General features: G+C 54.0%; 19 protein-coding genes. 16 read left to right on the top strand and 3 right to left on the bottom strand.

The genetic code is table 11. The features are described from left to right. Positions 1-1,170, top strand: a 1,170-nt coding sequence (locus VE954_RS04850) for a cation:proton antiporter regulatory subunit (RefSeq protein ID WP_324950238.1), incomplete at its 5' end; no start/stop codon positions are given. 95 nt (positions 1,171-1,265) lie between these two features. Beyond that, positions 1,266-2,789, top strand: a complete 1,524-nt coding sequence (gene sph / locus VE954_RS04845; protein ID WP_324950236.1) for a sphingomyelin phosphodiesterase — start codon at positions 1,266-1,268, stop codon at positions 2,787-2,789. Between the two features lie 6 nt (positions 2,790-2,795). Here the strand turns inward: sph and VE954_RS04840 are convergent, their stop codons facing one another. Next, positions 2,796-3,764 (bottom strand): phosphatidylinositol-specific phospholipase C domain-containing protein, encoded by a 969-nt coding sequence (locus tag VE954_RS04840; protein ID WP_324950234.1) that lies wholly within the window; start codon positions 3,762-3,764, stop codon positions 2,796-2,798. Positions 3,765-4,013: 249 nt separating this feature from the next. On the opposite strand from VE954_RS04840, the gene VE954_RS04835 reads away from it, so the two are divergent. From VE954_RS04835 to VE954_RS04790, 10 genes are all read left to right on the top strand, one after another. Continuing rightward, positions 4,014-5,273: a putative Na+/H+ antiporter gene (locus VE954_RS04835; RefSeq protein ID WP_324950232.1), complete on the top strand. Its 1,260-nt coding sequence runs from the start codon at positions 4,014-4,016 to the stop codon at positions 5,271-5,273. A gap of 7 nt (positions 5,274-5,280) precedes the next feature. Further along, positions 5,281-5,616: an arsenate reductase (glutaredoxin) gene (arsC, locus tag VE954_RS04830; protein WP_324950230.1), complete on the top strand. Its 336-nt coding sequence runs from the start codon at positions 5,281-5,283 to the stop codon at positions 5,614-5,616. A gap of 96 nt (positions 5,617-5,712) precedes the next feature. After that, positions 5,713-6,102: a hypothetical protein gene (locus tag VE954_RS04825; RefSeq protein WP_324950228.1), complete on the top strand. Its 390-nt coding sequence runs from the start codon at positions 5,713-5,715 to the stop codon at positions 6,100-6,102. Between the two features lie 375 nt (positions 6,103-6,477). Further along, positions 6,478-6,672 (top strand): hypothetical protein, encoded by a 195-nt coding sequence (locus VE954_RS04820; RefSeq protein WP_324950226.1) that lies wholly within the window; start codon positions 6,478-6,480, stop codon positions 6,670-6,672. A 225-nt stretch (positions 6,673-6,897) separates the two neighbouring features. Next, a complete protein-coding gene (locus VE954_RS04815) occupies positions 6,898-7,752 on the top strand; it encodes an alpha/beta hydrolase (RefSeq protein ID WP_324950224.1) in 855 nt (284 codons plus the stop codon). A 51-nt stretch (positions 7,753-7,803) separates the two neighbouring features. Beyond that, entirely contained in the window at positions 7,804-8,979 is a 1,176-nt protein-coding gene (locus tag VE954_RS04810; RefSeq protein ID WP_324950222.1) for a DUF4331 family protein, read from the top strand. After that, positions 8,969-10,021 carry a tetratricopeptide repeat protein gene (locus VE954_RS04805; RefSeq protein WP_324950240.1) on the top strand — a complete coding sequence of 351 codons (1,053 nt, stop codon included), beginning with the start codon at positions 8,969-8,971 and terminating at the stop codon, positions 10,019-10,021. The genes VE954_RS04810 and VE954_RS04805 overlap by 11 nt, the downstream gene beginning before the upstream one ends. Before the next feature lie 49 nt (positions 10,022-10,070). Continuing rightward, complete coding sequence (locus VE954_RS04800) at positions 10,071-10,775, top strand: hypothetical protein (protein ID WP_324950220.1); 705 nt, start codon at positions 10,071-10,073, stop codon at positions 10,773-10,775. 17 nt (positions 10,776-10,792) lie between these two features. After that, the gene (locus VE954_RS04795) at positions 10,793-12,115 is read left to right on the top strand and encodes a Dyp-type peroxidase (RefSeq protein ID WP_324950218.1); all 1,323 of its coding nucleotides are present in this window, start codon (positions 10,793-10,795) and stop codon (positions 12,113-12,115) included. Between the two features lie 79 nt (positions 12,116-12,194). Next, positions 12,195-12,401, top strand: a complete 207-nt coding sequence (locus VE954_RS04790) for a hypothetical protein (RefSeq protein ID WP_324950216.1) — start codon at positions 12,195-12,197, stop codon at positions 12,399-12,401. A 24-nt stretch (positions 12,402-12,425) separates the two neighbouring features. Here the strand turns inward: VE954_RS04790 and VE954_RS04785 are convergent, their stop codons facing one another. Next, on the bottom strand, positions 12,426-13,022 hold the full coding sequence (locus VE954_RS04785; RefSeq protein WP_324950214.1) for a hypothetical protein: 597 nt from the start codon (positions 13,020-13,022) through the stop codon (positions 12,426-12,428). Between the two features lie 282 nt (positions 13,023-13,304). On the opposite strand from VE954_RS04785, the gene VE954_RS04780 reads away from it, so the two are divergent. The 3 genes from VE954_RS04780 to VE954_RS04770 all read left to right on the top strand — a co-directional run bounded on the left by VE954_RS04780 (position 13,305) and on the right by VE954_RS04770 (position 16,880). Further along, positions 13,305-13,658, top strand: coding sequence for a hemerythrin family protein (locus VE954_RS04780; RefSeq protein ID WP_324950212.1), 354 nt, complete (start codon positions 13,305-13,307; stop codon positions 13,656-13,658). A gap of 62 nt (positions 13,659-13,720) precedes the next feature. Next, positions 13,721-15,610 (top strand): TonB-dependent receptor plug domain-containing protein, encoded by a 1,890-nt coding sequence (locus tag VE954_RS04775; RefSeq protein WP_324950210.1) that lies wholly within the window; start codon positions 13,721-13,723, stop codon positions 15,608-15,610. Positions 15,611-15,629: 19 nt separating this feature from the next. Further along, positions 15,630-16,880 carry an APC family permease gene (locus VE954_RS04770; protein WP_324950208.1) on the top strand — a complete coding sequence of 417 codons (1,251 nt, stop codon included), beginning with the start codon at positions 15,630-15,632 and terminating at the stop codon, positions 16,878-16,880. Positions 16,881-16,898: 18 nt separating this feature from the next. Here VE954_RS04770 and VE954_RS04765 read toward each other — a convergent pair whose 3' ends face one another. Beyond that, positions 16,899-18,875, bottom strand: coding sequence for an alpha-amylase family glycosyl hydrolase (locus VE954_RS04765; RefSeq protein WP_324950206.1), 1,977 nt, complete (start codon positions 18,873-18,875; stop codon positions 16,899-16,901). 439 nt (positions 18,876-19,314) lie between these two features. Between VE954_RS04765 and VE954_RS04760 the strand changes: the two genes are divergently transcribed. Further along, entirely contained in the window at positions 19,315-20,124 is an 810-nt protein-coding gene (locus tag VE954_RS04760) for a trypsin-like serine protease (RefSeq protein WP_324950204.1), read from the top strand. Positions 20,125-20,173 lie beyond the last annotated feature (49 nt).

Raw genomic sequence — 20,173 nt, 5'->3', positions numbered from 1 at the left:
AGTGACTTTCTTTATCCGATTGTGATCGCAGTCTCGGCGGTGACAACATTCACCACGCCCTACATGATCAAATACTCAGGTCCTATTGTGACCTGGATTGAACGCCATATTCCGGCCGGCCTTCGCGAACGCTTAGCCCGGTATGAAGCTGTCATGTCCACAGAATCCAATAGCCTGGGCTTGGGCTTCCTTTTGAAGGAATACGGGCCCCGCATCCTCCTGAATTCGGTGGTCGTCGTTGCCATTGCGTTGGTGATGAGCCAAGCGGCTCTGCCGAAGGCGGTCGAAGTCTTTGGTAATGAACTCTGGGTCAGAATTACAGCCTGCATCGTGGCCCTGGGACTCTGTGCGCCTTTTCTCCGGGCGATCCTGCTTGGGGTCCCGCTGAAACTGGACGACCGTCGCCCCGAGGATTTGGAGCGCCTGCGGCGTCTGAATTTTGGAATTGTGGTGATGCGGGTGATCTTTGGTCTCATCATGATTGACTTTGTGATTGGTCAATTTGTGAGCGTAAAAACGCTCTTTGGTATAGCCCTGGCTGCTTTAGGAACTGGAATCATCCTGTATGGACGCTATTCCGAGCCTCTCTATAAGTCGGTGGAGAAGCGGTTTCTAGCCAACCTCAATGCCAATGGCAAAACCGTCCCCCCGACCCAGGACAAGCCCGTGCTGGCGCCTTGGGACGCGGTGCTGGCTGAGTTCGTGGTTTCACCTCATTCCCCTTTGGTAGCTCATCGCCTGGATGAATCCGCGCTCCGGGAAAAAACCGGCGCCACGATCGCCATGATTGATCGGGGAGGCCGCAAGATTCTGGCGCCTGATCGCTCCGCCACTCTTTTGCCCTATGATCGCGTCTCGATGATTGGGAATGACGACCAGCTGGCCCTGGCCCGGGCACTGATTGAAGTTGAAGAGCCTATCCAGGAAATCGCCGGTGAAAACACCTTTGGTCTGGATTCGCTGATCCTTGGCAAAAACTCGCAGTTTATCAGTCAGTCCATCCGTGATTGCGGCCTGCGTGAAATCGTTCATGGCCTGATTGTCGGCATTGAACGTGGCGGTCAGCGAATTCTGAATCCAGATTCGTTACTGGAACTTCAGGCTGATGACAGACTTTGGATTGTCGGTGATAGGACCAAAATCAAGGCTCTCAAACACCGCGATACGTGAGGGTCCGAGGGACCCTGGTGTTTTTATCATTTGGCAAAATTCGGATGTTTGTCATAGCTTATCGATGAAATTCAATTCATCAAGGAATGGCAAACATGAGCAAATTATCGCACCTGGGCGTATGGGGGCTGGCGTGTACCCTGTTTCTGTCGTCTCTCCAAGCCGCGCCGCAAAATCCACGCTATGAAGACAACTTTCGCCTGATCACCTTCAATGTCTTTTTCCTGCCTCGCATTATCAGCCACTGGGGTCAGCAAAGCCGTGCTGAGCTGATTGCTCAGGCCGATTTTATGAAGGGGCAGGACCTTGTCATTCTCAATGAGCTGTTTGATGATCCTTCGTCCGCAACCCTGCTGAGGGGCCTGCAGCCCGAGTATCCTTATCAGACGCCTATCCTAAGCTCCGGGCGTGGTTCCTGGGACGCGACGCTCGGCAGTTCACATCCGCTGAAGCCGGGTAACGGCGGGGTTGCCATTCTTTCCCGATGGCCGATCGTTAAAAAAATTCAATATATCTATGCTGACAGCTGCGGAACGGACGGCTTCTCCAAGAAGGGCTTTGTCTACGTGAAAGTCGATCGGCAGGGTCAGCCCTACCATGTGATCGGTACACACGCGCAAAGTGAAGCCGAGGACTGTCTCACCGTCACCGCAGGGGCCATACGTGCCAAGCAGTTCGACGAGATTCGCCGGTTTTTGGATCAACAGTCCATTCCACCCGAGGAGGTCGTCTTCATCGGCGGGGATTTGAACGTGATCAAGGACACGGGCGAATACCAGGACGTCTTGCAGCGGCTGGGGGTGCTGGAACCGGATAGCTATGCCGGTCATCATACGAGCTGGGATCCGATTGGCAACGCCCTCGCTTACGGACAATACCCGGATTGGAATCATTCTGAATATCTGGATTACATCTTTGTCTCCGCACGCCATGCTCGGCCGAGCTTCTGGCATAATCAGACCTTGGATGCACCATCGCCAAGGTGGGCTGAAGGCAATTATTATTATCAGGAATACTCGGATCATTATCCCGTGAAGGCGTTCGCGCATGCCGATCCCAGCACGCCCACGCATAGCCTGCGGCCGGAAAACAGACCGTATGATACCGTTCATTTGCGCCATGAAACGAGTGGGCGGTATGTAACAGCCTCGACATCAAAGCCTAATGACTGGCTTACCGTGGTCGCCGATCAACCCGGGACATCCACAGCGTTTCGTCTGGATAATTGGTATCCGGCCAAACATCCTTTTTGTGTCCGTTCCGGCGATTTCGTGCAGCTGCAGTCTTGCCTTCACCCTGGTTTCTATTGGAACTGGTACCTCGGGTTCAGCGGTAATTATGGCTATTATTTAAAGGACCAGGATAGTTCCAACCTGCTGCGCCTGCAGATTCTGGATGATCAGGGCGAATGTTTGCAGAATGGGGATCGCATTTATTTTGTCGATAAGGATACTGTCAAAGGCAAGGATGCTCATATCCGCGTCCCAACCGATGGCTCCTGGCAGAATCATATGTTCCTGCAGTCATCCAACATTGGGGGACAGGAGATTTTTAAAGTGGAGATTCCGGAAGAGCCGATTTATACCGATTGGTCGAATCGGCTCCGTTATCAGGATTAAGGCGGTTTATTCTTGATGAATCTCATGGTGCAGGCAGGCGCTGCCGGCGGTAACCGGGTTGCAGTTGATGGTCAATTGATCCTTCAACTGCACATAATAGCCGCCCAGGCTCTGTTTTGAAGCGGCTCCTTCAAAATCATCCATAAGGATCTGGGTGCCGGCATCCAGCGATTTTTGCAAACGGGAAAAGCACTCCTTCGCATTGCCTTCCGGCGTGCAAAGATTTACCGACAGCATGAAATTCTTCTGTTGAGCGGCCGTATGAAAACTCCCCGGATCGGTCTTGGCGACCACAGCCCATGGGCTATTGAGGGTGGATTCAGAGGCACGAGGGAACATCACCCGCCCCTGAAGACTATTGTTGCGCAGGTAGACGCCCGGGGTACGGTCATCGTTATCCAGCATAAAAACGAATTTGCCTCGCGCATCATCAACCCGAGGCCAGCCTTCGCTTTGGACCGCTTCCTGAAGCGTGGGATACGCGCCCTGGAGATCATCCGGGGTCAACAAGCGATCCCCCAGGACTTCGCGAATCTCAGTATCCACGCGGTCGAAATTATCGAATTTGAGGCCGCCCGTGGCGTCCTTGACTTCGATCCAGATGAAGATCGTCACATGGTTGGGATGCTGGTCCGACCAGTTTTTCAGTGTGCCGAGACAATCCTTGAAGCGCTTGCAGGTCGTTTTGGAATCGACGGTCGTGATGTGATAAACCTCCAGGTCCTGCCCGAAGAGAGGACGATGCACGTCCAGCTCAAAGGCACGCATGCCGCGCTGCTCCAATTGTTCAGCCAAAGGCAGATGCGTGTACTTGTGGCTAGCATGCCAGGCAATCAAGGACTGCTGATGATAGCTGTTATGAGTGCCTTTGACTTGAATCTGATTCAAACGCAGACCAGATGGCGCCGAGGCCATAGCCCAGGCTGGCGTGAGACCTAAAAAAAGGCACGCGAACGCACGAGTGGCTAACGTCATGGTTAGACTCTTTCACTTAAGGGGTTGGGTTTTTTGCAAATTCTGGGACTGACGTTAAGAAAATCCTACAATCTTGACAAGCGGCATTACGAAAATCCCCAAGGATATGGGATGAGTAAATCTCAACTCACGGTCTAACATTCCTTTTAGCGCAGTTCGGGAAAGCGCTGGATCGCCAAGGCCAGAGCTGGAAGCCTGGACGGGACTTGGAAATTTCTATATTCTGCGTGCTTGACTGAGCGGGGAGATATGATGCTGGAAATGAAGTATGTGGCGACCTTATTGTTTGCCTGCGCTGTGATTCACACGTTTTGTACCAGAAAGATTTTGAAGCTGGCGCATCGTTATCCGGATGGCTCGATGCCGGAAAATCTGCTGCACTTTCTGGGTGAAGTCGAGGTTGTCTTTGGTTTCTGGGCCGCCATCTTCATAGCCATATGGTCGATGAACTACGGCACCAAGGATGCAGCTCTGTACCTGGAGAGCATTAATTACACGGAGGCTGTGTTTGTTTTCACTGTTATGTGCATCTCTGCCACCAGACCCGTGCTTTATACAGCTGAAAAGGTCATCAACGCCGTTGCACGCCTTGTACCGGTGGCCCGTCCTATTGCGCTTTATGTGTCGTGTTTGATTGTAGGACCTTTGCTGGGATCCCTGATCACAGAGCCAGCGGCCATGACGGTGACGGCCTTGCTGCTACGGGACCAGTTCTTTACCGAAAAAGCCTCACTTCGCTTTAAATATGCAACCCTCGGCCTGCTCTTTGTCAACGTCTCCATAGGAGGCACTCTGACTCATTTTGCAGCTCCTCCTGTGCTTATGGTCGCTGGGCCTTGGCAGTGGGACACTCCGTTCATGCTGCAGCACTTCGGATGGCGGTCGGCTCTGGCTGTGATCCTGGGGACTCTGGCGACGGCCGCTTACTTTCGCAAGGAACTGATGCGAACGGATATGAGCGCGGCTGGACACATTGCCAAGGTTCCTTTGTGGGTTGTTGTCGTGCATCTTGGGTTTATGGCCCTGACTGTTTTCACAGCGCATTACATGTCATTTTTTGTGCCGCTCTTTTTACTCTTTTTAGGATGGTGCTCCGTGGCGCGGGAATATCAGGATGAGCTTCGCCTGAAAGAAAGTCTGCTGGTTGGATTCTTCCTCGGTGGTTTGGTGACCCTTGGCAAGCTGCAGGATTGGTGGCTTCAGCCGGTGCTTTCCCAGCTTGGCGACATGCCAATGTTCTGGGGGGCTTTGGCTTTAACCGCCGTCACCGATAATGCAGCTCTCACATACTTAGGCACGCTCGTACCAAATTTAAGTGAAAGCGCAAAGTATGCTCTGGTTGCAGGTGCGGTGGGAGGCGGTGGTTTGACCGTCATTGCCAATGCTCCCAACCCTGCTGGCTATGGACTCCTGCAGGACGCCTTTGGCGAGGATGGTATTAGTCCTCTCAGTCTGTTCCTCGCGGCTTTGCCTTATACTCTGCTGGCAGCAGCCTTTTTTCTGATTTAGGAGTCCCATGAAAATTTTTCATAATCCGCGTTGCAGCAAAAGCCGGGAAACCCTGAGCCTCATCCAGGAACAGGGTATAAAACCAGAGATCGTGGAATATTTAAAAACCCCGCCGACGGTCGAGGAATTGAAAGCGCTCTTGTCTCTCTTAACAATGCGTCCGCGCGATATCATCCGCACCAAAGATGAAAGCTTTGCGTCATTGCATCTGAATTTGGATGACGATGCCGCCGTGCTTGTCGCTCTAGCCCAACACCCTGAACTCCTGGAGCGCGCGATCGTTGTTCGGGATGGGCGCGCGGTCGTGGCCAGACCACCTGAAAAAGTCCGCGACCTTTTTTAGTCGCAATAAAAGCCCCAAGGTTTCGTCTTGTCTCAGTATAATGACCTCAGGTAGCTTAAATCCTGAGGATATATTCTGTTTTCATAAAGGAATATTATGCGTTACGCTTTGATCCTGTTCCTTGCGGGCCTGGGCCTGTCTTTCGCGCCGAAAGCATCGGCCTCTACCTTTGGCTGTGAATCTGTTGCCGGCAGTGTGGTTTTCAAGGACACACTCTATGGGGTTCTGACGGGAACTGTTCTCTCCGGCCTCTATATTCTGTCCCAGGACAAGGACGATCGCGACAATACGGAACAAACACTGTCCTCGGGAGCCGCCGTGGGTGGCCTTTTGGGCTTTGGACTCGGCGTCACCGAAATCGCTTTGCGCGAATGTCCGGGAGGCCGGGCTGAAATCGAACAAAAAGGATTTTCCACATCCTTTGCTGCCGTCCCCACCATGAACGGCAATATGGGCGCTGGATGGCGTCTTTCCTGGAAATTCTGACACGCTTGGCGATGCGATCCATCACGGGGTTTGGTGCCGATTCGTTCAAAATCCTGCCAGGTCGATCGTAACATTCTGATATTATGTCAGGAAGAAGGTGCGAATCCATTTTCCCTGAGCCGAGGACATCAGATCGTCGGGTCTGCACTCGGTAAGTAAGATCGGTAGGAGTAGGTGTGGCATCGCCACTCCCTTATCTGTCATTCCGCGCGCCGATAGCTGCAAGTTGTCACATAGCCTTCCCTTGCCACCATCAGAGCTTGTTGTCTCGCCCTTGGGCATCAAGCTCATGCCAATCTCCTTATCGAATAAAGCACATCAAAATTAAGTTCCTGGACACACGGTTATAACTGCGGTTGAGTCGGGGGTAAATGTATGAATGCTGTTGGTGCGTGGGAAGTTTTTACTGTACAGATCCAATACCTGGTTGTTTGCTGCGTTCATACCCAATGCAATCCATCAAAATCTAACGAAGGCGCAGCGAAAGATCCGGATGGGCGCCTTGAACTGCTGATTCTTCAAATGTTACAAACAGTCTTTTACGAAAAGTCAGTGGTACTTCCTGAATAGTCAAAGCTTGAGCAACTGTTGCGATCCATCATGGCTTCCAATTTCAACCCCATAGGATTTTTTCTTTGGGGGTAAAAGTCCATTTGCCTCACAAGCGCGGAGGAGAATTTCAACTGCGCTTTTATCTTCAGGGTTGGCCATGCAGACTGGACAAGACCATCATCTCAATGGTCAAAGATTCGTGTGGAGAAAGAATCGATTTCACCCGCAAACACCGAGAAAATAATGACTGAATCAAGTTTCAATCAAAATTACGCCAATCTCAAGGACGTGCGCCTGAAATATGTGACCTTAGGAAAAGGCAAGCCCGTCCTGCTCCTCCACGGTGTTCCGGAGACCTCATACGGCTGGCGTCGACTGATGCCGCTCCTGGCGGATGATTATATGCTCGTCGCTCCTGACCTGCGAGGTCTAGGTGATTCCTCTCGCCCCACTGTAGGCTACGATAAGAAAACAATTGCTCGGGATGTGTGGCAATTGATGCACGATCGCCTGGAATGCGAGCGGTTCGCAGTGGTCGGCCACGATTGGGGTGCACCCGTCGCCTTCCGGATCGCGGCAGACCACCCTGATGCAGTGACCCATCTGGCCTTGCTGGACATGGGCGTTCTCGGAGACGAACCGGAGGGCCTTGGTGTTACCCCTCGTTGGCATCATCTGTTCCTTCAGGTGTTGGACTTGCCGGAAGCGCTCATCGTCGGCCGCGAGCGTGTCATCATGGAATTCATGCTCTATGAGCTGGCAGATAAACCTGGCGCCTTCAGCGACGCCGACATCAACGAATATCTACGGACCTACTCGCAGCCAGGAGCGCTTCGAGCGATGTGTGAGTACTATCGTGCGATACACCAGGACATTGCTGACAATCGTGCGACATTCGCTACCGGTTTCAAACTGCCAATGCCCACGTTGGGAATTGGTGGGGGCGGCAAACGTGGGCGTGGCGAGGGTGTGGTTGAGTCTCTCAGACGGATTGCAAGGCATGCCGAAGGCAGCGTGATCCCTGACTGCGGTCACTGGATCCATGAAGAGCAACCGCAGGAACTGGCGAACCGGCTCAGGAGCTTTTTCATTCAATAGAAACAATGCATCTGCCATCTGCAGGACAGATTTCACAGGAGGGATCGAGAAATGTCTGACCATGGTTCCGGCCCCAGGGCCCTTACCGATTCCACGGTGGACATCACAGATATGTTCGTCTTTCCCAGCCCCGAACAGTCAGGGGCTCTGGTCCTTATTCTCAACGTGTTTCCGCTTGCGGGCCCAACCGCCCACTTTTCCGATGTGGTTGACTACCGGTTTCGGATCCGACCGGTGAAAGTCCCGTCGCCCGGAACCGGAACGTCGTTCGCCGTGAGCGAAAAAGAGTACATCTTCAGCTGCCGCTTTGGAATCCCTCGAGAGGGAACCGGGGGGACTCAGCATATGCAGGAAGGCACCTGTACAGCGCCGAACGGCCAGACCGTTTCCTTCCGGGTGAATGATGATGAAGGCAGCAGTGGGAAAGGCTTTCGCACCTTTGTGGGACGGCGAATGGATCCGTTTTTCTTCGATGGCCCGGCGGTAATTCAATCTTTTGCAGCGCGAAAGCTTGAATTCAAAAGCACTGGCAATAATACAATGTACCGGCAAAACGTCTTGAGCATTATTATCGAATTCGAAGTCTCCACTATGTTCGCGGCGGGTGACGGGCCGCTCTTTGCGATCGTGGGTGAAACCGTTATTGCTGGCAGGCCCATGATCCGTCTGGAGCGCTTCGGCCGTGCCGACATTAAAAATGTCGTCCTCTTCCCGAAGGATGCCGATCCCGTCAACCGGGATCTCGAGATTCGCGACCTGTTTAACCAGGAGGACGCCTTCAAGTTGGGCGCTGCATACCTGGGAGCCTTTCGCTCGAGGATGAACGCGAATCTCGCCGTCTGGGATAACATCGACGGGACGATAGACTGGCCCCTGGACCCACGCGGCACCCACCCTCTGACCGAGCTATTGCTGGCAGACTTCATGGTCGTCGATATCTCCAAGCCGTTTGCTGAAGACAGCTACTTTGAGATTGAGCAGGCGGTCCTGAAGGGCACTTCCCATAAGACCTGCGGCGGCCGAGCGCCCAATGATGATTGTATGGAAACGTTCATGACCATCATGATTAACGCGGGCCATGGTCCTCGGATCAGCGACGGTATCGATAAACCGGCCGTTCCAGCGACTCGCATCTTTCCCTATCTCGTTCCGCCGGAACCAAACCCTCCGATACCAAAGCTCCCCAAGATCGACACGACAAAGGCGGAGGCCATTGATGGAACTTGATGTCGCATCCATATTTATGACGAAGTCGGTCGATGACGAGTTCCCCACGACGCATGGCGCTCTTGCGCTCGCGAATTTGGAGGCGCAGATCAATGGTATTGAGAGTGTGGCCGCCACGGGACGGATTACGCTAAGCGACCAGGCCGGATTCATTGATCTGGTGCTCTTGCGTGGAGAAGTTCTAGCTCGAATCGTCGACTACGAGTGGGCGGAAGAGCTGGCGAACGAGCTGACGCGATACGCCCCAGTTAACGGCGCCGCCTTGCTCGCGCGTGCGCGAACGCGGGCTACGTTTCATCGATTTGCAGACGCGCAGAGTGATCTTGATGAAGCCCGTAGACTCGGAGCCGACGCGGCGAAGGTGGATGCTGAACGCGCCGCGATCTTCCAGGCCATCGGACAGTATGAGCAGGCTCTGACACTTTACATTGAAGCTTTCGAACGCCGAGTCGATTTCAATTCTCTGGGAGATCTGGCAACGCTTCACGCGGAGTGCGAAGAGATCACCACTGCAGAGCGCTTCTTCAGCGAAAGCCGGTCTTGTTACCGTGGAGTTTCGCCGATTCCGCTGGCGCAGCTTGACTTCAAGCGCGCTCATATGTGGATCGTACAGGGTGATCTCAAGCGAGCGCGCTCGTGGCTCGACTCCGCGGTTCGCCTCCTGCCGGGTTACGCTCCCGCGCAAGGGCATCTTGCCGAAGTTGAAGCCGCGCTGGGCGCGACCGACTCGGCGATCGCCCGGCTCCGCCCGCTGACCATCTCATCAGATGATCCCGATTATGTTGCACAGATGGCCCACATCCTATCACAAACCGCTTGTTCCAAGGACGCAAGGGAGTGGCTCGACCGAGCGACAGCACGCTATATCGAATTGGTCGCGCGACATCCTGAGGCCTACGCCGACCACGCCGCCGAATTCTGGCTCGGGGTTGGTGCCGATTCCCATCGGGCGCTGGGGCTCGCTCAAAAGAATTTTGAGGTCCGCCCCACCCGGCGAGCTTACGAGCTTCTCGCTCGTATCCAACACTCAGTCAACGCATGATTTCTGGAGATCGTTAACGATAAAGACCAATAAACGTAGGAAAGAGAAAATGGAAACTGAAGCACCAAGAAACACAAACGAGAAAATTGACTACAAAAACATGTCGAAAGTCACAGGAACAACGGATTTGCGTGATGCGACAAACAAGCTTCGCGAATCACTCAGCGAGAAAACTGATCGAGCTAACAAAGACTACAAATTCCCGGATACGTACAATCCGAAGATGGGCCTGAAGGTAGGTAATGTCACCGAATTGCGGTTGTTCTTCAGGGTCAAGCCCGGCCATGCAGAGGCGTTAAAGCAGGAGCTTAGAAAGTTCAAGGAAAGCGAAGAGCGAAACTCCAAAGCGGCCCATTTGATGACCGGCATCCAGGATATGACCTGCACGCTGTTTGACAACGACACGCGATACCTCCATACCACCGAGTTCGATACGGAATGGGACCCATACATCGACGACTCCGTGCCCACGGACAAGCAAAGGCTTATTTATGCCAACTGGTTGCAGCACCTCGTGGAAGCCGGGGACTTTGGGCCGGACAATATTCCGACCGCTAACGATATTAAGGTTCTCTTCAACCAGCAACGGGAAACAGCGACCGTATTCATCAGGACATTCAGCGATACGGTGTTTGAGCAGTACAGGATGCACGATCTAAAGAAGGCGTTCGAGGAAGTGCTCAACGATCCCAATGCGGAGGAGGCACTCCATCATCCGGCATTGAAGCCGCTACTCGATTTAGCGGCGGACTGAAGATCAGGAAAGACCCTATGGAAATACCCAATCTTGACGAAATCCAAAATGGAGCCCTGCATCCGAGGCCTTTGCCTTATGTGGCCGCTTACATTTTTCTCCGTATCGATGAGCCGCGAGAAGGCCGTGAGTTTCTGCGCCGCTTGCTGCCTGCACTTGCCTCCGCCTCCCATCCGACCGATCCTGGCAAGCAGGCTTGGGTTACCGCTGGGCTGACTTTCCACGGACTCAAGGCGATGGGCTTACCGCAAGACTCGCTTGCAAGTTTTCCGCAGGCTTTCCGGGAGGGTATGGCAGCTCGGGCGGAGCAGTTGGGTGACGTCGGCGAGAGTGGACCCGAGAATTGGGAATCCCCGCTCGGGTCACCGGACGTCCACGTCGCACTCTCCGTGATCTCTCCCGAAATGGAAAGGCTCGAGGTGCTTCTTCAATGCGCCCGCGCAGCGTATAAAGACCTGACTGGCGTCCAACCTATCTGGCGCCAGGATGCCTATATGCTGCCGGGTGAACGCGAGCCCTTCGGTTTCCATGACGGCATCAGTCATCCCGCCATCGAGGGCGCTGGCATTCCAAATACGAACCCCCAGGAGGCGCCATTCAAGGTCGGCGAGTTCATCCTGGGCTACCGAAATGAGATGAACGAATTTCCGCAATTGCCACAACCCGAAGTCCTGGGTCGTAACGGAACGTACATAGTGATTAGCAAGCTCCACACGCGCGTGGCAGCATTTCGTAAGTACCTTCGCAGCAGGTCCTCCAGTCCGGCCGAGGAAGAACTGATGGCTGCCAAGGTCGTCGGCCGTTGGCGAAGCGGGGCACCGCTCGCTCTTGCGACGGAAAAAGATGATCCTGAGCTTGGGGCAGACCCGAAGCGCAACAACAACTTCCTCTACGAAACGGATGATCCGCGGGGACTCAAATGCCCACTTGGCTCACACATTAGACGGATGGGGCCACGCGATGCGGCTATAACCGGCCAGGCTCGCCTGCACCGCATGATCCGTCGAAGCACAGCTTATGGACCCATGCTTCCCGAAGGAGTCCTGGAAGACGACGGTGCTGATCGTGGGATTATCTTTGTCGCGGCCATGGCCAACCTTGAACGCCAGTTCGAGTTTGTGAAGACCGAATGGATAAACAAGGGCACGTTCTTCGGCGCTCCCGGCGAAAAGGACCCCTTGACTGGCCCAAATGTAGGCAGCGACCAGTTCACAATCCCCAAACGGCCCATACGCCGCAAGCTAACCGATATCCCCCCGTTCGTGATCAACCGCGGGGGCGAGTACCTTTTTATTCCCAGTCTGCCTTCACTGCGCTGGTTGTCCGAACTCGACACTTAAGGAGGTATCAAGTTGGAGCAACGAGAAGACTGTGCAGGTCAGGCAACGTTAAAAAATATCTTATGGTAAAGGACTTCGTATGCAGGAAGCACAGGCGCATCCCTCGCTGATTTATCATGGTCATCCTCACGTCGAACGATTTGCCTGGCAGGATGGACTGTTTTTAACTGCCGTTATGACTTTCGCCTGGGTTCTAAAAACCGTATTTTTTAAGGACACAAGGAACCGTAGGCTGGAACACAACTCGCGCCGTGAAAATGGTAAGGCGGAACGCGATTCGATGTGAATCCTAGTTGACGTCATTTCAACGTCAATTCACGCTTTTGTTGGCGTCCACCGCGCCCGAGCTCCACTGGAAAATGAAACGGGCATTATCCGGCGCCGCTTTCCCATCAGGCTGAACGAGGCTCAGGCTCATCGTCACATCGGGATGCCAATTGCCTTCGGCTGGAGGCAAGGCGGTAAAGAGCTGGCGCATATCGTCGGGTGCGGTCACCGAGCAACCGCCGGGAGCACCCACCAGACAGCCCTGACTCAGCTGCAGTTCATAAATGCCGTTGAAGGGATTCCACACCAAAGGATAGACACCAGAGGACTTGCGCCCACTGGAGCCTTGCACTTCCACATTCATAGCCTGACGTCTCAGACCGGGCGTATCCGTCCGCAGGCGGATATCAAAGCCCAAAGCTCCGTCCGTTTGCTGCACCAGACAGACCCGCAGGGGAGTATGATCATCCCAATCCACAGAAACATTTCGATTCCTGGTGGCATCGAGCCCCAAACAATCGGATCTCACGGGCAAATTGGCCGGATTTATATCAAAGTCAGCAAGCCGGGAGGGGTCGACTTTCTCGCCACACCCAATCAAACTCGCGATCGCGAGGATTTTATGAAACATTTCCCGCATAGATGTCCCCTCCGCGAATATCATACAAAATCCGAAGCCGTTTGGCTGCTCGAACATATTTTTTCAATAAGCTCGATCCTGCCAACCCGTGGTCCCGTTTTTGGCCGTGACCCGGCAGACGGCTGAAAGTCGAATTTAATAGTCACCAGCGGAACATAAGATCGATTGGTAAAAGCGCAAGTCCGCCCACCCGCCAGGCCCCGCTAAAAACCGAAAACCCTTGAACTCAAGCCGTTTCGCGCCCTACCGACAAGGTACCTGTCAAGCAAAGGAGACAGAGCCATGTCCTTTACCGATGCAAACAGGCTCCATCAACTGGTGGAAAAGCTGCAGGAGCAGGCCCAAGAGCCCGCGACACGGTCAGCGATTCTGATCACGCTGAATGAACTGAATACTTATGCTGAAAGGCTTTTTGAGCAGGAAGAACGTTTCCTCAGCAGCATGCGTTCGGTGGATTTCAAATCCCGTCAAACTCTCCATAAGCGCCTGCTCAAGCAGCTGGCCAACCATACGGAAGACTATAAGGACAAACCGACGACCGAAGTCAGCCAGGATTTCCTCGGTTTCCTCAACGCCTGGTTGCAATTCCACCAGAAAACCAGCGGTGCCACGCCAGAAGGCTTGGAACCTAACTGAGACTGGTTTTTCCAGCCTTGCTGGACTAAAAGGGTGTCCTCAATAGAAACGAGGACAAGCCCATGCGCAAGGACATCGCACTTTCCCTTCTGGTCGCCATCTCCAGCCCGGCCCGTGCTCAAACTGAGGCAGGCGCTGAGACCCCAAAAGATGAACATATTATTGTCACAGCCACCCGCAATCCCTTACCGGGACGCGAAATCGGAGCCTCCGTCATCGTTCTGCAACGCGAGGATTTTGAAACACGCGGCGCGCAGACAGTCAGTGAAATTTTGCGCGGATTGCCAGGCATTTCCATGCGCCGCAGCGGTGGTGCTGGATCCAATACTGAGATTCTGATCCGTGGTGACAAGGGCGGTCATACCATGGTGATGGTCGATGGCGTGGAGCTGGCGGATGCTTCGACCATCGAGAAAAATTTTGATATCGGTGATATGCCTCTCTATGACGTCGAGCGGATTGAAATCGTCAAAGGTCCTCATAGCGTGGCCTATGGAGCCTCCGGTTTAAGTGGGGTCATCCACATCATCACCAGGCGGCCCCAGCAAGGGATTGGCGGCAGCGTTGGTTTGGAACTCGGCAGCTATGAGACTTATGGCGCTCATGCCCGCGTTGCCGGTCGCCAGGGTGCTATCGGTTATGCAACCGCTGTATCAGGCACACGGACAGCGGGATATTCCCATACCGGCTCGCGAGATGACGGAGAACAGGATGCCTTCGAACGTAAGGACGGCAGCCTGCGCCTTCAGTATGGATCGGGTGAGGCGTACAGTGCGGACCTTTTTGTGAAGGGATCCCAGTCGGTCGCGGACATCGATGCTGGAGCCAATAACGATGATCCTAACTTTCAGGTGAAGCGTCATGATCTGGTGTCTCAGTTGACTCAGAAAATGCGTTGGGCCCCCAACACGGACACCCGTCTGGCCGCGGGACTGACTCAGAGTGATCGCCGCTTTATGGATGACGTGGATATCTTTAATCCTGACCGAAATCAGACCTGGGAACGCTCGCGTTTTCAAGGGGAACGCCGCAACCTGGATCTTAGCCAAACCGTCCCGCTGGCCCCGGATCATACCGTGGTGGTGTCCGCTCAATGGCTACGGGATAGCGCTGAAATTCGCACGCGGGCGAGCTATCAGGGCTTTGATGTGAACGATTATCTCCCCGAGGAGCAGGTCACGGAATCTTCCTATGCGCTGCAGTACCAATGGGGCCTCTGGGAGCGGCTTTACGGGCAATTGGGAGTCCGGACCCTGGATAACAGCACCTTTGGCGGGAAAACGGTAGGGCAGGCGGCGTTCAATTTCATTGCCATTCCGGAATCCACCACGCTGCGGGTGAATTACGGCCGCGGTTTCAAAACACCTTCTCTCTACCAACTCCGTGCTCCTATCTATGGCAATGCCAACCTGCAACCTGAAACCGTGATCACGGCTGAGTTGGGGATTGAGCAGGAGCTGGGCGAAGCGGTCACGGCTTCGATCACAGGCTTTCAAAATCAGACGGAAAACTTGATCGAATTCGATAGTGCGGCGTCTCGTTATTACAACATCAATAAGGGACTTATCAAAGGTCTGGAAAGCAAGGTTCTGTGGGAAGTGAATGATGCCTGGACCACACAGGCGCAATACACCCACTTGACCACTTTGGATAAGGAAACCAATCAACCCCTCCCCTCGCGCCCGGATGATAGCTGGAGCGGGGATGTGACCTGGACCCACGAAGCCTTCAGTTGGATGACCGCTGTTCGTGGTCAAACCCGCAGTCGGGCCCGTCCTTACGTGGAGGGAACGAAAGGCTTCCGGGTCGTGGACACCGCTGTGGGTTGGAGACAAGGTCCCACCCGCTTGTCTTTGAAAGTGAATAACCTTATGAATAGTTGGTACCAGGAAGTGGCGGGTTATAACACGGCTGCCCGTAATGTCCTGGCTAGTGCCGAATACTCGTTCTGATCCCTTTCCAGAGGACATCATGGATACTTCCCGGCTGGCTCGGCGTCTCGATACCAAGGATGCGGTGATGATCGGCCTGGGGTCCATGATCGGAGCTGGGATCTTCGCCGCTGCCGGTCCTGCCGCCGCGGCTGCGGGAACGGGCCTCCTTCTCGGTGTTTTGATTGCGGGAGGTATCGCGTATCTGAATGCCACGACCATGGCGCAGCTGGCGGCTCTTTACCCCGAATCCGGGGGAACCTATATCTATGGACGCCAACGTCTAGGTGCGGTTTGGGGGTTTCTGGCCGGCTGGGGTTTTGTTGTCGGTAAATTGGCCAGCTGCACGGCCATGGCTTTGACTTTTGCCTATTATGCCTCGCCTGAACATGCCCGTCCTTTGGCTATCAGTGCCGTGCTCGTCTTAACTTTTATCAATTATCTGGGCGTGAAGAAAACCGTGTTCGTCACCAAAATACTGGTGGCCCTTGTCCTCAGTTCGCTTGCTGTGGTGGCCTTTGCAGCGTTCGCAGGGGGCGGCATGCAGATCGAACGTTTGACGGGTTGGACCGAGAGAGGTGGCCTCTTGGGAATTCTGCAGGCAGCCGGGCTTATGTTCTTTGCCTTTGCAGGCTATGCACGGGTCGCCACACTGGGTGAAGAAGTCATCGAACCGAAGACCACCATTCCCAGGTCGATTCTTATCGCCTTGGGCCTGACATTGATCGTTTATTTCATCATCATCACGGCCACTGTTTTAAGTGTTGATATCGAAGCGCTGGCGCATGCCAAGGCGCCTTTGACCCTGGTCGTGGAATCAGGGACATTCAAGTCCTGGGCACCTGTCGTTCGCATCGGAGCCTGCCTGGCTTCCCTGGGCGTTCTGCTGTCCCTCATGGCCGGTATCAGCCGCACGCTCTTTGCGATGGCTTCCAACCGGGACCTTCCTCATTTTCTGAGTGCGGTTCATCCTGTTCATTGCGTGCCCTATCGGGCGGAACTGACTGTTGGTCTTATCGTAGCGGCTGTTGTCAGTGTTGCAGATCTGCGCTCGGCCATAGGGTTTAGCTCATTCGCCATCCTCACCTATTACGCGATTGCCAATATCGCAGCCTGGACCCTGAACAAGGATCAAAGACTCTGGCCGCGATGGATGTCCGCCACGGGCTTTCTAGCCTGTGTGACTCTGGCCTTCAGTTTACCGGGTGTATCCGTCCTGGGCGGGATCATTCTCTTTGCCATCGGGCTGATCGTTTATCGGGTGAGTCATCGACGGGCAGGTGACCCGTGATGACCACCGACGCTCGGCTTAATTTGATTTCAAAACGCGGAAACTGCGCGGCGCCAGACTTACTGTCTTGTCGGTCACGGTCCCACCCTGCATCAGGTCTTCGTACGTACCAGCAGGCAGGGCCACATTCTTCCAGTTATCCGACTTATTGATGGCAATGGTCACCTTATCAAGGCTCTCACATCCACCCATGGAGTAGACCCAGGCGTCCCGATCTACATAATGCATCCGGCGTTGGCCGCGACCCAGGACCTTGTATTGGGCCCGGATTTTGGCCAGTTTGCGAACCTTATCGCGCAACGCTAGCTGGTGAACATTCAACTGCCGATCATCCCAAGGCATCATGCGGCGGTTGTCAGGGTCACCGCCACCAGCCAGACCGATCTCATCACCGTAATAGATCAAGGGAATGCCGGGATTGGTGAGCATCGTGGCAAAGGCAATCCCAAGGCGTTCATAGGGCGCCGCGTCCTGAGGCTGTTGAAACTGATTGCTGTTCCATCCATTCTCGGGAATGCTGCCCAGGACACAGCTATCAATCTGCCGGCTGGCAAAGTGAATGGCCCGCGGAATATCATGATTGCCAATCCAGTTGACCATCAAGGAGCGGTTGTAGAGGCCGCGATCGTAGTAGCGATCATTGCCCGAAAGCCAATAGTCGAGATAGCCGATATCACCATCAGGACGGAAGATGGCTTCACAGGCCGTTTTCTTGAAGGGAAAGTCGAACTGCCCATCGAGCATGGTCTGCGCGTCCACATACCGTTTCAGGTTATCCTTGCTGAAATAATCAAAGACCTCGCCCACGAGATAGAAGCGATCGCCCGCGGGATTGGGGAAGGTCTCCTTCAATTCCTGCCGAAGCTCGGTGAGCCACTCGGTTGGAATATGCTTCACAGCATCCAATCGCAGCCCATCGACATTAAATTCCTTCGCCCACCAGACGGCGTCATTCACCGACCAGCGCCTTACTTCAGGATTATAGAAGTCAAAACCAGGCAGATAATCCGTGAACGAGCAGCGTGTGCCCCAGTAGAAATCCTCCCAGAGGTTTTCCGGACCGCAGATACGCAGGCGCCCGTTCTGAGTGACGAACCAGTCCTTATGGGCTTTATACAGGCCGCTGTTGCTGTCGACATGTTTCATCACGTAATCGAACAGAACCTTCACCCCATGGCCATTGGCACTGTCCGCGCTATGGGCGGTATCGATCAGGGTCTTGAGCTCCTGCTCGGTACCAAATCGCGACTCAACCTTCGGCCGGGGATTGGGCTGCAGAGGATTGCTATAATCGATACTCTCCGGGGACGGCCAGTAGCCATGATATCCGGAGTAAAGGTTCGGATCCCGGTTCGGCGTTACCGAGGGGCCGGCCTCATTGCGAGCATCATAGGGAGCGGACAGCCAGAGTGCAGTCACACCCATATCAGTCAGGTAGCTCATTTTCTGGGTCAAGCCTTTGAAGTCCCCCCCCACGTACTGGGCGGAAGCTCCGAAATCCGCATTGCCGCCGCTTGCACCGGGAACCGGACTCGCCAGGCCATCACTATCATGGAAGCGATCCACCAGCGCAAAATACATCACAGTATCCCGCCAATCGAAAGCTTCGGGATTCCCGCACTGCGGCAGAGGCTGGGTCACGCTGAGTGTTTCACCGCATTGGTAGGTGCTATTCAACCCTCCCAACCCGTCCGCTTCATTCACAAGAGCACTCGGATCGGCTGTCCAGTTGCGGCCATCGACCACAAATTTATAAAGAGTTTTGCCTTCAGGAAGGGTGACCTTCGCCGACCAGATATCACCGGTTCGGGTGAAGGGGACCGCGCCGAGGTTGGGATTTCCGGCCCAATCTGTGAAAGAACCCGTCATCCAAACCGATGATGCGGCGGCATTTTTCAAAGTAAATGTCCACTGACAGGTTTTTCCAAACGCCGATCCTGAAAATCCGATTGTCGCCAGGCCTACAGTTGTGACCCATCCTAAAAGATTGTTCATGAATTCCCCCTGAAGCTGACACCAGAGTCCTTGCATGGACTCGCGGAGCAGGCTTCGATTGCGTTGCACTGAAGTTAGGCAGGTTATAACAGACCGAAGAAAAGGCGTGAACTCACATCCATAGGCTCAACCAGACTCGCCTACGAGACTGAAGGTTGATAGCTGCAAGCGATAGCTGTTTTCATGCTTACGCTTTTGCGAACTCACCCAACGTCAATGCATGATCTTTCCTCAAATATATTCGAAAGAGACTATGAAGATGAGCTATGACAAGGGTTTCAGAGGGTAAGTTAAATTTTTCTAAACACACTGAAACGTTTTACAGCTCAAGGATTTGGTGATTTTAACGGAAGTTATTTGGGGAAATTCCAAAATCTGTTCTGGCCAGTCAGTCAGAGATCGAATACGTTCCGAAAAGAGAACAGCGAAGGAGATGACCATGATGAAAAGTGTAACGTACAAAATCCTCGGCACTGGACTGTTGGCTTCGGCTTTGATGGCTTGTGGAACAGCCCATCAGACGAGTGAAACAAAAGTCACCAACGGTCGCGAGATTGCCGAAAGCACTTATCCATCGGTTGTACTGCTTGTCAGTCAGTCGAATTTGGGTCAGGGAATTTGTACAGGCACATTCGTCAATGACTCCCAGATTGTCAGCGCCGCCCACTGCGTGGAAGGCTTGTCCGACACCAATCCTCAACACTATGTTGTGACGACAAACGAAGACGGTGAGCTGGAAGCAACCGCCAAAGCGGTGAGCATCCAACGTCATCCCAACTATGATATTCGTTTGGGTGTGAGCGCCTACGATGTGAGCGTGATCGACTTCCCAGAAGGCTCAGCTCCAGCCGTAAGTGCGGTTGCCACCCGTACCCCTTCGTCGGGCCAGCCGTTAACCATTGTAGGTTACGGCAACAACGTCAACGAATTCGATCGCTATGGCGAGCTCACGGGTTCAGGTGCTGGCGTCAAGCGTTCCGGCACCAATACAGTCGGGTCGGTTTCAGGCGGTTTTATCAACTTCGATGGCCTGCCTGAAGCGGACGGCGTGACCAAGGCTGGAACTTTGGTTTCGAGTGGTTCCGGTGATTCGGGCGGCCCTCTGTTTGTGAACGGTCAATTGGCTGGCATCACCTCGGGCGGCGGTCTTCGCAGCGACGGTCGCGGCGGCTATGAAGCCACCTCCAAGTATGTGGATATCAATAGCGCTTATGTGAAGTCCTTCGTGATCAGCGCGCTCAAGAAGTGATCCGTTTTCCGATAAGACAGCATCAGCCTCGACTCATTTGAGTCGGGGC

It is taken from the genome of Oligoflexus sp., assembly GCF_035638955.1.
In the GTDB taxonomy this organism is placed as follows: Bacteria; Bdellovibrionota_B; Oligoflexia; order Oligoflexales; family Oligoflexaceae; genus Oligoflexus.
This window is presented reverse-complemented; position numbering and strand designations above follow the sequence as displayed.